The sequence below is a fragment of the Streptomyces sp. NPDC050211 genome, assembly GCF_040656035.1.
Lineage (GTDB): Bacteria > Actinomycetota > Actinomycetes > Streptomycetales > Streptomycetaceae > Streptomyces.
In genome coordinates, this window is sequence record NZ_JBFALC010000026.1 from 108,302 (window position 1) to 122,414 (window position 14,113).

A 14,113-nucleotide genomic window follows, 5' to 3' on the forward strand; every position below is an offset into this window, starting at 1 on the left:
CCGTACGGGCCCCGTCCACCTGCCCGGGGGTGGGCCCCTTTTAACATGTCCCCCGGGTTCCCCGGGCCCCCCCCTTCCCGCTGGGGGGGCCCCCCCCCGGCGGGCGCCCCCCCCCGACGACGTACGACTCAGTCCTCGTACTCGTCCAACGGCGGGCAGGAGCACACCAGGTTCCGGTCACCGAAGGCCTGGTCGATCCGCCGCACCGGCGGCCAGTACTTCCCGGACGCCGAGACGCCCTCCGGGAAGACGGCCTCCTCGCGCGTGTACGCGTGCTTCCACTCCCCGCCGAGCGCGGCCGCGGTGTGTGGCGCGTTCCGCAGCGGGCTGTCGTCCGCGGGCCACTCGCCCGAACCGACCTTCTCGATCTCCGCCCGTATGGCGATCATCGCCTCGCAGAACCTGTCGAGTTCGATCAGATCCTCGGACTCGGTCGGCTCGATCATCAGCGTCCCGGCCACCGGGAACGACATCGTCGGCGCGTGGAACCCGTAGTCGATCAGCCGCTTGGCGACATCGTCGACGCTCACCCCGGTCGCCTTGGTCAGCGGCCGCAGATCGATGATGCACTCGTGCGCGACCAGCCCGCCGGGACCGGTGTAGAGCACCGGGTAGTGCGGCTCGAGCCGCTTGGCGATGTAGTTGGCACTGAGCACCGCCACCTGCGTGGCCCGCTTGAGCCCCTCGCCGCCCATGAGCCGGACGTACGCCCACGAGATCGGCAGGATCCCCGCCGAACCCCACGGCGCGGCCGAGATCGGCCCGACACCCGTCTCCGGACCGGCGGCGGGCTGCAGCGGGTGGTTCGGCAGATACGGCGCCAGGTGTGCGCGCACACCGACGGGCCCGACACCCGGACCGCCACCACCGTGCGGAATGCAGAAGGTCTTGTGCAGATTCAGATGCGAGACGTCACCGCCGAAGTGCCCCGGCTTGGCAAGCCCCACCAGGGCGTTGAGGTTGGCGCCGTCGACGTACACCTGGCCACCCGCCTCATGCACCTGCGCGCAGATGTCGGCTACGTGCTCCTCGAACACACCGTGCGTCGACGGGTACGTGATCATCAGCACCGACAGCTCGTCGCGGTACTGCTCGATCTTCGCCCGCAGGTCCGCCACGTCGATCTCGCCGTCCTCGGCGGTCTTCACGACGACGACCTTCATCCCGGCCATGACGGCACTGGCGGCGTTGGTCCCGTGCGCCGAGGACGGAATGAGGCACACGGTCCGCTGCTCGTCCCCGTTGGCCCGGTGATATCCGCGTACGGCGAGCAGCCCGGCGAACTCACCCTGCGAACCGGCGTTGGGCTGCAGCGACACCTTGTCGTACCCGGTGACCTCGGCGAGCCGCTCCTCCAGCTCACGGATGAGCGTGAGGTAGCCCTGCGCCTGCTCCGCGGGCGCGAAGGGATGCAGCTGCCCGAACTCGGGCCAGGTGACCGGCTCCATCTCGGTCGTGGCATTGAGCTTCATGGTGCAGGAGCCCAGCGGGATCATGCCGCGGTCCAGCGCGTAGTCCCGGTCGGCGAGCCGGCGCAGATAGCGCAGCATCGCGGTCTCGGAACGGTGCTGGTGGAAGACGGGATGGGTCAGGTACTCGTCGGCGCGCAGCAGCGCGTCCGGCAGCGCGTCCGCCGCGGCGGAGTCCAGCGCCTCAATGTCGGCCTCGACCCCGAACGCGCTCCATACGGCGCCCACTTGGGCCCGATTCGTGGTCTCGTCGCAGGCGATCGACACGAGGTCGGCGTCCACCAGCCGCAAGTTGACGCCGTTCTCCCGCGCGGCAGCTGCGACCTCGGCGGCCCGCCCCGGGACCCGGACGGTGACGGTGTCGAAGTATTCGCCGTGGACGACCTCGGCACCACCGCTGCTCAGCCCCTCGGCGAGGATCGACGCATACCGGTGCGTCCGGCGGGCGATGCCCTTCAGCCCCTCGGGCCCGTGGTAGACGGCGTACATCCCGGCCATCACGGCGAGCAGCACCTGAGCGGTGCAGATGTTGCTGGTCGCCTTCTCGCGCCGGATGTGCTGCTCACGCGTCTGCAGAGCGAGTCGGTACGCCTTGTGCCCGTCCGCGTCGACGGACACACCCACCAGCCGTCCGGGCAGGCTGCGCGCGAACTTCTCGTGTACGGCCATGAAGCCGGCGTGCGGCCCGCCGAAGCCCATCGGCACACCGAACCGCTGCGTCGTACCGACCGCGATGTCGGCACCCAGCTCACCCGGCGACTTCAGCAGCGTCAGCGCGAGCAGATCGGCGGCGACGGTGACGAGCGCGCCCAGCTCGTGCGCCCGGTCGATGACCGGCTTGATGTCGCGTACGGCACCGGAGGCGCCCGGGTACTGGATCAGCACGCCGTTGATCTCACGCTCGGCGAGTTCGGCCGGGATGCCCTCGCTGAGGTCGGCAACGACGACCTCGACGCCGGTCGGTTCGGCCCGCGTCTCGATCACGGCGACGGTCTGCGGCAGCGCGTCCGCGTCGACCAGGAACAGGCCCTTCTTGTTCTTGCCCATCCGCCGGGACAGCGCCATCGCCTCGGCAGCGGCCGTTCCTTCGTCGAGCAGCGAGGCACCGGAGGTCGGCAGCCCGGTGAGGTCGGCGACCATGGTCTGGAAGTTCAGCAGCGCCTCGAGCCGCCCCTGGGAGATCTCCGGCTGGTACGGCGTGTAGGCCGTGTACCAGGCCGGGTTCTCCATGACGTTCCGCAGGATGACCGGCGGCGTGAAGGTCCCGTAGTACCCGAGCCCGATCATGGAGCCGAGCACCTGGTTGTGGTCGGCCAGCGTGCGCAGCTCGGCCAGCACCTCGGCCTCGGTGCGCGCGCCCGGCAGCTCCAGGTCGTCGGCGTTCTTGATCACATCCGGCACCGCGGCGGCGGTCAGCTCGTCGAGGGAGCCGTAGCCGACCTGCGCGAGCATCTTGGCCCGCGCCTCCTGGTCGGGCCCGATGTGGCGCTGCTCGAAGGGGATTCCCTGTTCGAGCTCGGAGAGCGGAATGCGGTGGGCGGTCATTGCGGAGGCCTCCTGGTCTGACACGACCTTCGAGGGACACCACGGCGCGGGTGCCCGGACGGCCTCCCCCTCTGTCATCTCAACCTGAGAGCTTCACCGGACGCCCGAGGGCACCCGGCTTTCACCGTCGGTGAGAGCGGAAGCCGTCGACACCCGCCCTGCTTTCCAGAGTGACCTCGTCCGTGCGGTACGTGAGCCTGAGAGATTCCGGGGAGGATTTGCTCCTTCGGCGCCTCCGATGGTGTCCGGAGGACTCTCCCGCACGGGGTCAGCAGCCGCTGCCAGAGTACCAGCGAGGTCAACGCCGCAACCTTCGAGTGGCCACCTTGGTGAATCTGCTCTTTTGTAGTGCTTACGGATGAGTTGCGACCAATTGGAGGGCCCGTGCAGACCGACATCGATCCGCGCAACCTGATCGGCCGCAAGGCGTTCGACCGCAGTGGCACCAAGATCGGCACCATCGACGAGGTCTACCTCGACGACGCCACCGGTGAGCCGGAGTGGGCCGCGATACGCACCGGCCTGTTCAGCAGGGACGCCTTCGTCCCCCTGGAGCCCAGCGAGCTCATAGAGGGGGCCCTGCACGTGCCCTTCGACCGCGCCCTGATCAAGGACGCCCCCGACTTCGGCGTCGGCCGCCACCTCTCACCGGAGCAGGAACTCCAGCTCTACCACCACTACGGCCTCGACGTCGCCCCACCGCCCTCCCTCCCGGACCGCGACTTCGGCAAGCTGGCCGGCACGGACGACACCTGAACCGGAGGCACCACGGGCTCCTCCGGCACCTCGGGCCCTTCCGGCTCATCGGGTCTTCGCGCCACGAGCGGCACGAGCGGCACGAGCGGCACGAGCGGCAACGGATCCGCCGGCTCCAGCTCGGGATCGTCGACCCGGAAGGTCCGGACCCTCCCGGGCTCCGAATCGGGCGTCTCAAACCGCACCGTGACCCGCCCGAGCCCACTGCCCTGCACCCATCCGTGCCCGTACTCGCCGTGCCGTACGTCATGCCCCGCCGGCCACCGCCGCTCCACGGGCGTCGGCTGCACCTCGGCCGGTTCGCCGGCCACCGGCTCCTCCACCTCACTCTCCGCCTGCTCCCCCGCCGCCTGTGCGAACAGGTCCTCCTGTGTGTAGTCGGCAAGCCCGCTGACGCCCACCCCCAGCAGTCGCACCCCGCCCGTGGTGTCCACCGACTCCAGCAGCCGGGCCGCGGCCTCGCGCACCACCCCGGGATCGTCCGTGGGCCCGCGCAGGGTCTCCGACCGAGTCAGCGTGGAGAAGTCGTACCGCCGCACCTTCAGCACGATGGTCCGCCCGGACAGCCCGGCCCCGCGCAGCCGCCGCACACACCGGTCGGCGAGCCGCTGCACCTCCAAACCGACCCGCACCCGGTCATGAATGTCCACGTCGTAGGTGTCCTCGACCGACACCGACTTCGTCTCCCGCTCGGCCACCACGGGCCGGTCGTCGCGCGCCAGCGCCATGGCGTACAGCGCGTGTCCATGAGCGTTGCCCAGCAGTCGTACGAGCTCGTCCTCGCCCGCCTCGGCGATCTCGTCGACCGTGGTGATCCCGGCCCGCCGCAGATGGTCGCCCGTCGCCGGTCCGACCCCCGGCAGCGTCCGCACCGACATGGGCCCGAGCAGCGCCCGCTCGCTCCCCGGCTCGATCACCACCAGACCGTCCGGCTTGGCCTGCTCCGAGGCGATCTTCGCGAGCATCTTGGAGGCGGCGAGTCCGACCGACCCGGTGAGCCCGGTGACGGCCCGTATGTCGGCCCGCAGCTTCACCCCGGCCAGCCTCGCGGACGCCTCGTCCCAGGCCGCCCCACCCGCCTCCAGATCGACGAACGCCTCGTCCAGACTCAGCGGCTCCACCAGCGGCGACAGATCCCGCAGCAGCCCCATCACCTGCTCGCTGATCGACCGGTAGAACCCGAACCTCGGCACGAGATACGCGGCGTTCGGCGCGAGCCGCCGGGCCTGCGCCATTGGCATCGCCGAGTGAACCCCGAAGACACGCGCCTCGTACGAACACGTCGCCACCACCCCCCGCGGCCCGAGCCCGCCCACGATGACGGCCTTCCCGCGCAGGCTCGGCTTGGACGCCTGCTCCGCCGAGGCGAAGAAGGCATCCATGTCGAGATGCAGGATCGTGGGCGCGGTTCTCACATGTCCGATGCTGCCCTACGCCACTGACAATGCCGTTGAACCGCTGTGGAACGGGGCTCAGACCGCCCGGTTCCGCCGCCGCGCCAGTTCGTCGGCCGGATTGTTCCCGACGAGCGTCTCACCGGTGTCGATTCGCTCCCCGTGCAGCTGGGAGAGGGCGCTCTCGACGTCCCGCCACACGACGCCCACGGCAATGCCGAAGATGCCCTGGCCGCCCTGGAGCAGCGCGTGGACCTCGTCCGGCGAGGTGCACTCGTAGACCGTCGCGCCGTCGCTCATCAGCGTCATGCGCTCCAGATCGCGGAAACCCCGTTCTCTGAGGTGCAGGACGGCGGTACGGATGTTCTGCAGCGACACCCCGGTGTCCAGGAACCGCTTGACGATCTTCAGGACAACGACGTCCCGGAAGCTGTACAGACGCTGCGTTCCGGACCCGTGTGCGGGCCGCACGCTCGGCTCGACCAGCCCGGTGCGCGCCCAGTAGTCGAGTTGCCGGTAGGTGATGCCCGCGGCCGCGCAGGCCGTCGGACCGCGGTAGCCGATCTGCTCGGACGCCATGGACGTCGCCCCTCCGCTGCTGGGCACGGCCGCCATGTGCTGCGGAGCGTGATCGGCCGCGCTGCCGTGAAGCGGGTACGGACCGCTCGCCCCCGGGCCATGTCCGGGAGCACCCCCAGCCGTACCGTCGCCGCTGCTTCTCACGCCGACCTCCGTCCTTGACCTGCCTTCTCGACGGTAGGCAGTCACCAGGGGTGCGTCAACGATCGCCACACTCGGCACGCCGAGTGATAATCACCCTAGGAGTGGTTTCCCGTACCCCACCGCGGGGAAAGGCTAGCCGAATGCGCTCGGACGGGGCTTGACCGACGCTCTCACGCGCCCATGGCACATGCCGGCATTTCGCGCCACCGCGGGGCATCGACCGACCCGACAGGGGCTGCGTCTGCCGGGCCGGGCGCGTCACTGGCTGCTGGTGCCGAAGTCCTCGGGCGAGATCTGGTCGAGGAACTCGCGGAACTTCTCCACCTCGTCCTCCTGCTCGTCCGGGATCGCGATCCCCGCGTCATCGAGCACTCCGTCGCTGCCGTAGATCGGCGTTCCGGTGCGCAGAGCCAGCGCTATGGCATCGGACGGGCGGGCGCTCACCTCGACGCCGCTGGCGAAGACCAGCTCGGCGTAGAAGACGCCCTCACGCAGATCCGTGATGCGCACTTCGGTGAGCTCCTGGCCGACGGCCTCCAGCACGTCCTTGAACAGGTCGTGGGTCAGCGGTCGTGCGGGGGCCATGCCCTGCTGGGCGAAAGCGATGGCCGTCGCCTCCCCCGGGCCGATCCAGATGGGGAGGTAACGGTCGCCTCCCACTTCGCGCAGGAGCACGATCGGTTGGTTGGAGGGCATTTCGACCCGGACACCTACGACATCGAGCTCGTTCACACAGCAACCCTAGGCCGTGCCCGGGACGTTTGGGTAGTCGGGCCGAAAACGGGTGCCGCAACCGGACGCCGACGGCCTGGCCGCCTCAAGGCAGCCGCACTCCCAGAGCGGTCTTCACCAGCGCAGCATGCAGCTTCACCGTGAGCACCGCCAGTTCCTTGGTACGCGCCTCCGCATGCGCCCTGGTCTGCGGATTGCGATGCCGCTTCAGTGGGGCCACGACCTGGTCCACCAGCCCCGCCTCGCGGTCTGCGGCGGCCTTCATGACCCGCAGATGGCGCGGCTCGATCCCGAACCGCCCCAGCTCGGAGACGAGCGACGCAACAGTGACCGCCTCCGCGTCGTACGCCCCGTCCGGCAGCGGAGCGATAAGGCCGTACGCCTCCCACTCCTCCAGCTCCCGCTCGCAGATCTCCGCGGCGGCGAGCAGTTCGGCCCGGCCGATCCGGGCCGCCGTGGGAGCCTCGGAGGCCTCGACCACGGCTTCACCGTCACGCTGGCGGGCCAGCGCGGGCAGTTGTACGGCCTCCCCGCGGGCTATCGCGTCCAGGTGCTCGCGGATCACCTTGAGCGGCAGATAGTGGTCCCGCTGCATTCGCAGTACATGGCCGAGGCGCTCGACGTCGTCCGCGCTGAACTTGCGATACCCCGAGGGGGTCCGCTGCGGCTCGATCAGCCCCTCCGACTCCAGGAAACGGATCTTGGAGATGGTGACTTCCGGGAACTCGTCGCGCAGCACGTTCAGCACCGTGCCGATGCTCATCAGCCCACTGTCCGTGGCGGCGGTACCGGCTCCGGCACCGCCGCTCGGTGTTTGAAGCATGGACCTTCCCTGGGGGTCCCCCCGGACGGCGCCCGGGGGAGGGTCAGTAGCCCCGCTGGCTCGCGTAGAAGACCAGCCGGTACTTGCCGATCTGCACCTCGTCACCGTTCGACAGGGCGACCTGGTCGATGCGCTCGCGGTTGACATACGTGCCGTTCAGACTGCCCACGTCGGCCACCGTGAACGAGCCGTCGGGGCCGCGACGGAACTCCACATGGCGCCGGGAGACCGTCACGTCGTCCAGGAAGATGTCGCTCTGCGGGTGCCGCCCGGCGGTGGTGAGGTCGCTGTCCAGGAGGAAGCGGCTGCCGGAGTTCGGCCCGCGGCGCACCACCAGCAGCGCCGAGCCCAGCGGCAGCGCGTCGACGGCCGCCTGCGCCTCCGGGGAGAGCATCGGCATCTGCGTCTGGCCGGTGACCTCGGCGTCGTACGCCTCAAGGCCGGAGATGGAGATCGTAGAGGTCGTCTCGGACGGACGCTCGGCCGCGGCCCCGGATCGCAGCGGGGCACCGCAATTGGAGCAGAAGCGGCTGTTCTCCGCGTTGCGGTTACCGCACCTCGTACATACCAGGGCCGACATGGACGGATCCTCCTGCCGCGGCTGCCCCGCCAGGGCGTTGGACGCGTACGGGTCGGCGGAAAATCCTCCACCCGCACCTGAGGTTGACGGTTGCCCGAAACCTATGCCGCCGGACTGCGCAGGGTCAACAGACGGCGCGCCCTGACCTCCCGAAATGTCACCTCCCGGACCAGAGACCTGGTCCCGGAACAGCGGGCGCTGACCTTCCGCGTCGGGCTGCGCGCGATGACGAGCCGTGGCGTTTTCACGACCCTCTCGCGCGCTCTTGCCGAACAACTTCGCAAACAACTTCACGGGCGATTCCCCTTGACCGAAACAGACCCGCCCGTGGGGCAGGACGAACCCTGATTGCACTCACCGGTCGACCCGGACATCCTCACAACGTCCGTATCCACCAGACAGTTTCCACCACGCACCACCCATTCGGTGCGCCGACCCCCCGCAACGTCTTGCCCTCGCCGGACGTCCCCCATGCACCCCCGGTTCACTGGGAGGACGACCGAGCGTAGTCAGGCCGCTTCGCCGCTCGCAAGGCGTCCACAACGATCTTGCCGGACCGCTCGACGGTCACGGTGGCCTGCTCCTTCTCGAGAGTCTGCACCACGCCTCCTGGGATGTTGAGCGCCGGTTCGAGGTCCTGCGGCTTGCCGATGACCTTGAAACGATAGGGAGCGTTGATCTTGTTCCCATCGACGCTCACGCTGTTGCCGGAGTCCGTCAGGTAGGTGCCGGCGACGACTCGTACGCCGTTGACCTGGATCGCCTCCGCGCCGGCCGCGCGCAGCTCCTGGATCGCGTCGAGCAGCATGTCCGCCTCGACCGTCCCCTTCGTGTCGTCGATGGTCACCGTGATGCCGGGCCCCTGGGCGGCCACCGTGCCCGCCAGGATGCCGAGTTGCCGCTCCTTCTCCAGTGTCTGCTTCCGGGCCTCCTCGGCCTGGTCCGAACTGTTCTCCAACTCGTCGCGCTGCTTCTCGAGCCCCTGCTTCTCGTCCTCAAGACGCTGGGTACGGTCATCCAGTTCATCGAGGATGCGAACGAGATCCTCCTGGCGCGCACCGCGCAGGGCGCTGTCGCCGTCACTGTTGGAGGCCACCTGGACGGCGAGGCCGAAGCCGAGGCCGAACAGCAGCAGGGCGACGATGAGTTGGGCGCGGGTGACGCGCGGCGGCCAGATCCCCTGCACCAGCCGCTGCCGTCCGGTCAGCTCCGGCTCCGCCGCAGCAGGGGTGTCCCCAGCCGACGCTTCCTCAGCGGGCTTTTCCTCTGTCGGCTCGGCCACCGCGGGAAGCTCTTCGGGGAGTTTCTTGCGCAGCCTGTTCTCCGCCGCCTCGTCTTTGTCGCTCATCGGCCTCACGCCCGGAACACATGCCGACGGATCGCGGCGGCGTTGGAGAAGATACGGATGCCGAGGACCACGACGACGCCGGTGGACAGCTGGGCCCCGACGCCCAGCTTGTCGCCCAGGAACACGATCAACGCTGCCACGACGACGTTGGACAGGAACGACACGACGAACACCTTGTCGTCGAAGATGCCGTCGAGCATGGCCCGCAGCCCCCCGAAGACGGCGTCGAGCGCCGCCACGACGGCGATCGGCAGATAAGGCTCGACGACCGCCGGAACCTCCGGCCGGACCAACAGGCCGGCCACGACTCCCACGACGAGGCCCAGTACGGCGATCACGATGTGCCCTTCTCGGTTTTCGGCTGTGCTGTTCGTACGGTCACGCTCGGTGCGGCGGGCAGCCGGAGGTCCTCCTCCGCGGAGATGGAGGTCCGGATGCCGTAGTTCTCCTGGAGGGCATTCAGATACAGCCCGTCGGCGCTGTTCTGGAACCTGGTGCTCAGCCGCTTCCCGTCCCCCACCGCGAGCACCGTGTACGGCGGCACCAGCGGCTTGTTGTCGACCAGTATCGCGTCACCGGCGGCCCTGATCGCCGACAGCGCCGTCAGCCGCTGCCCGTTGATGGAGACGGCTTCGGCCCCCGACTCCCACAGCCCGTTCACCACGCGCTGCATGTCACGGTCGCGCACCCGTCCGGTGTCGGAGAACCCGGAGGTCTCCCGTGGATCACCGTCACCGCCGTTCGACGCTTCCTCGGCGTCGTCGACGACCAGCTTCACACCGGGGCCGTGCACCTCCGTGGCGCCCGACAGCAGACCCACCAACTCCGCCTGATCACTGCCGCCGCTCCGCTTCAGAGCCTCTCGTTGCCGCCTGCTCACCTCGGCGCGCAGCTGGTCGACGCTGTCCTCGAGCTGGTCCGCGGCCGTGGTCTCACGGTCGATGCGGTCGATCAGTTCCTCGCGCTCCTTCGCCACGACAGGAGCGGCGACACGCGCCTGTGCGGCTCCGATGGTGACGACGAGAGCCGCTAGCACCAGACCGACGGCAAGGCCCAGTTTCGCCCTGAGGGTCTTGGGCATGCCGCCGCCGGCCTCTTTCCGGGCCGCCGCTTCGGCGTATCCCTCGTCGAGGCTGTGGTCCATCACATTGGTGAGCAGCGACATGGAGGCATCCGGACGCGCAGGGCGCGTGGGTGTGCTCCGAACGGGGGGCTGCTGCGGCATGCCGCACATCGTCGCATGTCGCGGTCGCTACCTCCGAATGGCCCCACCGGCGTGCCGGACAGGCCCCCTTGAGGACACTTGTCCGGCACGCGCGCGTGCCGCGTTTTTCAGCGCCCGGCGCTGTCCACGACCGCCGACCACTCGTCGAGCAGAGCCTGCGCGGAGGCGTCGTCGGGGCCCTCTGCCCAGAGGTGCGTGACCGCCTCGGCCGGGTCGGGCAGCACCATCACCCAACGTCCGTCGGTCTCCACCACCCGCACACCGTCCGTGGTGTCCACGAAGCGGTCTCCGGCGGCCTCCACGACCCTCCGCATCACAAGTCCCTTGACGGCCCAGGGAGTCGCCAGATCCCGCTTGATGACATGCGCCCGCGGAATCCGCGCATCGATCTGGCTGAGCGTGAGCTGCGTCCGCGCGACCAGCCCGATCAGGCGCACGAAGGCCGCCGTACCGTCGAAGACGCTGCTGAACTCCGGGACGATGAACCCACCCCGGCCGTCCCCGCCGAAGATCGTCGAGTCGTCGCGTCCGACCCGGGTCAGATCGTCGGGCGAGGTGGTCGTCCACTCGACCTGCGTCCCGTGGTACGCCGCCACCTGCTCGGCGATCCTCGTGGTCGTCACCGGCAGCGCCACCCGCCCGCTGCGCCGCTCCGCGGCCACCAGGTCGAGCATGACGAGCAACGCCCGGTCGTCCTCGACGATCCGCCCCTTCTCGTCGACCAGCGAAAGCCGCTCACCGACAGGATCGAACCGCACCCCGAACGCGGCCCGGGCGGACGCCACGATCTCTCCCAGCCGCACCAGCCCCGACCGCCGCGCATCCGCCGTCTCCGTGGGCCTGGACTCGTCCAGACCGGGATTGATGGTCAGCGAGTCCACGCCCAACTTGCCGAGCAGGCTCGGCAGCACCAGCCCGGCGCTGCCGTTCGACGCGTCCACGACGACCTTGAGACCCGACTCGGTGACCCCGGTGGTGTCGACATTCCGCAGCAGTGACCCGGTGTACGAGTCAAAGACGCTGGCCGGGAAGTGCAGATCACCGATCTCACCCGGGAACGCCCGCCGGTACTCCTGCCGCGCGAACACCCGGTCCAACTTCCGCTGGCTGCCCTGCGAAAGATCGGCACCCTGCCCGTCGAAGAACATGATGTCCACGGAGTCCGGCACCCCCGGGGTGGTCCGGATCATGATTCCACCGGCACTGCCCCGAGCGGTCTGCTGCCGTGCCACGGGCAACGGTACGTTTTCCAGATCTCGTACGTCGATGGCGCTGGCCTGCAGTGCGGAAATGACTGCCCGCTTCAGCGCCCGTGCACCACGCGAGTGGTCGCGGGCCGTAGTGACCGTGGAACCCTTCTTGAGGGTCGTGGCATAGGCGCCGGCGAGCCGCACAGCGAGTTCGGGTGTGATCTCCACGTTCAGGATTCCGGAGACCCCACGAGCCCCAAACAGATGTGCCTGGCCCCTGGACTCCCAGATCACCGAGGTGTTGACGAAGGCACCGGCCTCGATGGTCTTGAAGGGGTAGACGCGGACGTTGCCCTGAACGATCGATTCTTCACCGATCAGGCACTCGTCGCCGATCACGGCGCCGTCCTCGATCCGGGCGGCGCGCATAATGTCGGTGTTCTTGCCGACGACACAGCCACGCAAATTGCTGTGCTGCCCCACGTACACGTTGTCGTGCACCACGGCCTTGTGCAGGAAGGCCCCGCTCTTGACGACCACGTTCGAGCCCACGACCGTGTGCTCTCGGATTTCGGCGCCGGCCTCGACTTTGGCGTAGTCCCCGATATAGAGCGGACCGCGCAGCACAGCGTCGGAATGCACCTCGGCGCCCTCCGCCACCCACACGCCCGGAGAGATCTCGAACCCGTCGAGCTCGACGTCGACCTTGCCCTCCAGGACGTCGGCCTGCGCCTTCACATAACTCTCATGGGTGCCGACGTCCTCCCAGTAGCCCTCAGCGATATAGCCGAAGACAGGCTTGCCCTCCTTCATCAGCTGAGGGAAGACATCGCCGGACCAGTCGACGGGCACATCGGGCTCGACATAGTCGAAGACCTCGGGCTCCATGACGTAGATACCGGTGTTCACGGTGTCCGAGAAGACCTGGCCCCAGGTCGGTTTCTCGAGGAACCGCTCGACCCGGCCCTCTTCGTCGACGATGGTGATACCGAATTCCAGCGGATTGGGCACACGCGTCAGACAGACGGTGACCAGTGCGCCCTTCTCCTTGTGGAATCGGATCAGTTCCGTGAGGTCGAAGTCGGTCAGTGCATCGCCGGAGATGACGAGGAAAGCATCGTCCTTCAACGCCTCTTCGGCGTTCTTGACGCTTCCGGCAGTACCGAGTGGCTTCTCCTCGTTGGCATAGGTGAGCTCCATTCCGAGCTCCTCACCGTCACCGAAATAGTTCTTGACCAGCGAGGCCAGGAACTGCACGGTGACGACGGTCTCGGTGAGCCCATGCCTTTTGAGCAGCCGCAGAACATGCTCCATGATCGGGCGGTTGGCCACAGGTAGGAGCGGCTTGGGCATGCTTGAGGTCATAGGGCGAAGGCGTGTGCCTTCGCCTCCGGCCATCACGACGGCCTTCATGTCGGAAGCGTCCTCCTCGAAGAGACGACGGTCTAGCCGACTTCACCCGTCCAGATTGTCCCGCATATTTCCGTCGCGGGCCATCGCGGGACTACGCCCGCCTCAATCCGCGAGTTCAATCGGCCATGGCTGCGTCCGCACGGATCAGCCGGCGGACTTGTACCACGTAGAGGACTCCTGCCCACCAGTACAGCGTTGTACCCCATCCGGCGAACGCCCAGCCGAAAATAGCAGCGAGTGACGAGATCCATCCGCTTCCGTCACTGAGCAACAGCAGCGGGAAGGCATACATCAGGTTGAACGTTGCCGCCTTGCCCAGGAAGTTCACCTGCGGTGGCGGATAGCCATAGCGCCTGAGGATGCCCACCATGACCAGCAGGACCAACTCCCGCGCCAGAAGTACAGCGGTCAACCAGATTGGCAGAATCTCCCGCCAGGTGAGTCCAACCAGCGTCGAGAGAATATAGAGCCGGTCCGCAGCGGGATCAAGGAGCCGGCCAAGACTGCTGATCTGGTTCCAACGTCGTGCGAGCTTGCCGTCCAGGTAGTCGCTCACCCCGCTGAGCATCAGCACGAGGAGCGCCCAGCCATCGCTCTTGGGCCCACCGAACTCGGGCCGGAGGATCAGCCACAGGAAAACCGGCACGCCAACAAGGCGAGCCATGCTGAGGATGTTGGGGATGGTGAGGACCCGGTCTGTCTGGACGCGGGTCTCCTGGACCTCCACCCGGGAGCCTCCTGTGGGAACGAGCCAACGATGCTCCCTGACCTTACCTCAACGCAAAAAAGCTCTGGCTCTTGGGCATGATGCCCAAGAGCCAGAGCTGTAAAAGGAGTTCGGCGGTGTCCTACTCTCCCACAGGGTCCCCCCTGCAGTACCATCGGCGCTGTAAGGCTTAGCTTCCGGGTTCGGAA

12 protein-coding genes, 1 rRNA gene and 1 riboswitch are annotated in these 14,113 nt (G+C 68.3%); of the genes, 1 reads left to right on the forward strand and 12 read right to left on the reverse strand.

The window, feature by feature from the left end:
• Nucleotides 1–128 precede the first annotated feature (128 nt).
• Complete coding sequence (gene gcvP, locus AB0I98_RS25185; protein ID WP_362945330.1) at nucleotides 129–3,014, reverse strand: aminomethyl-transferring glycine dehydrogenase; 2,886 nt, start codon at nucleotides 3,012–3,014, stop codon at nucleotides 129–131.
• A gap of 175 nt (nucleotides 3,015–3,189) precedes the next feature.
• Nucleotides 3,190–3,285: riboswitch (glycine riboswitch) on the reverse strand.
• A gap of 113 nt (nucleotides 3,286–3,398) precedes the next feature.
• Here gcvP and AB0I98_RS25190 point away from each other — a divergent pair.
• Nucleotides 3,399–3,770 (forward strand): PRC-barrel domain-containing protein, encoded by a 372-nt coding sequence (locus AB0I98_RS25190; protein WP_328368519.1) that lies wholly within the window; start codon nucleotides 3,399–3,401, stop codon nucleotides 3,768–3,770.
• Here the strand turns inward: AB0I98_RS25190 and AB0I98_RS25195 are convergent.
• From AB0I98_RS25195 to rrf, 11 genes are all read right to left on the reverse strand, one after another.
• Nucleotides 3,692–5,185 carry a DNA polymerase IV gene (locus AB0I98_RS25195; protein WP_362945332.1) on the reverse strand — a complete coding sequence of 498 codons (1,494 nt, stop codon included), beginning with the start codon at nucleotides 5,183–5,185 and terminating at the stop codon, nucleotides 3,692–3,694. The two genes, AB0I98_RS25190 and AB0I98_RS25195, sit on opposite strands and share 79 nt — an antisense overlap.
• A gap of 57 nt (nucleotides 5,186–5,242) precedes the next feature.
• On the reverse strand, nucleotides 5,243–5,887 hold the full coding sequence (locus tag AB0I98_RS25200) for a MerR family transcriptional regulator (protein ID WP_328368513.1): 645 nt from the start codon (nucleotides 5,885–5,887) through the stop codon (nucleotides 5,243–5,245).
• 258 nt (nucleotides 5,888–6,145) lie between these two features.
• A complete protein-coding gene (locus AB0I98_RS25205; protein ID WP_004002801.1) occupies nucleotides 6,146–6,619 on the reverse strand; it encodes a bifunctional nuclease family protein in 474 nt (157 codons plus the stop codon).
• Nucleotides 6,620–6,704: 85 nt separating this feature from the next.
• Complete coding sequence (locus AB0I98_RS25210; protein ID WP_362945334.1) at nucleotides 6,705–7,442, reverse strand: MerR family transcriptional regulator; 738 nt, start codon at nucleotides 7,440–7,442, stop codon at nucleotides 6,705–6,707.
• Between the two features lie 43 nt (nucleotides 7,443–7,485).
• The gene (locus AB0I98_RS25215) at nucleotides 7,486–8,022 is read right to left on the reverse strand and encodes an FHA domain-containing protein (RefSeq protein ID WP_362945336.1); all 537 of its coding nucleotides are present in this window, start codon (nucleotides 8,020–8,022) and stop codon (nucleotides 7,486–7,488) included.
• A gap of 484 nt (nucleotides 8,023–8,506) precedes the next feature.
• On the reverse strand, nucleotides 8,507–9,370 hold the full coding sequence (locus AB0I98_RS25220) for a DUF881 domain-containing protein (protein ID WP_362945338.1): 864 nt from the start codon (nucleotides 9,368–9,370) through the stop codon (nucleotides 8,507–8,509).
• Nucleotides 9,371–9,375: 5 nt separating this feature from the next.
• Nucleotides 9,376–9,708 (reverse strand): small basic family protein, encoded by a 333-nt coding sequence (locus tag AB0I98_RS25225; RefSeq protein ID WP_003988855.1) that lies wholly within the window; start codon nucleotides 9,706–9,708, stop codon nucleotides 9,376–9,378.
• Nucleotides 9,705–10,535 (reverse strand): DUF881 domain-containing protein, encoded by an 831-nt coding sequence (locus AB0I98_RS25230; RefSeq protein ID WP_362945340.1) that lies wholly within the window; start codon nucleotides 10,533–10,535, stop codon nucleotides 9,705–9,707. The genes AB0I98_RS25225 and AB0I98_RS25230 overlap by 4 nt, the downstream gene beginning before the upstream one ends.
• 167 nt (nucleotides 10,536–10,702) lie before the next feature.
• The gene (locus tag AB0I98_RS25235) at nucleotides 10,703–13,198 is read right to left on the reverse strand and encodes a mannose-1-phosphate guanyltransferase (protein WP_362945342.1); all 2,496 of its coding nucleotides are present in this window, start codon (nucleotides 13,196–13,198) and stop codon (nucleotides 10,703–10,705) included.
• Between the two features lie 115 nt (nucleotides 13,199–13,313).
• A complete protein-coding gene (locus AB0I98_RS25240) occupies nucleotides 13,314–13,925 on the reverse strand; it encodes a CDP-alcohol phosphatidyltransferase family protein (RefSeq protein WP_362945344.1) in 612 nt (203 codons plus the stop codon).
• Nucleotides 13,926–14,033: 108 nt separating this feature from the next.
• Nucleotides 14,034–14,113: ribosomal RNA gene (rrf, locus tag AB0I98_RS25245) — 5S ribosomal RNA — on the reverse strand; the annotation flags it as partial.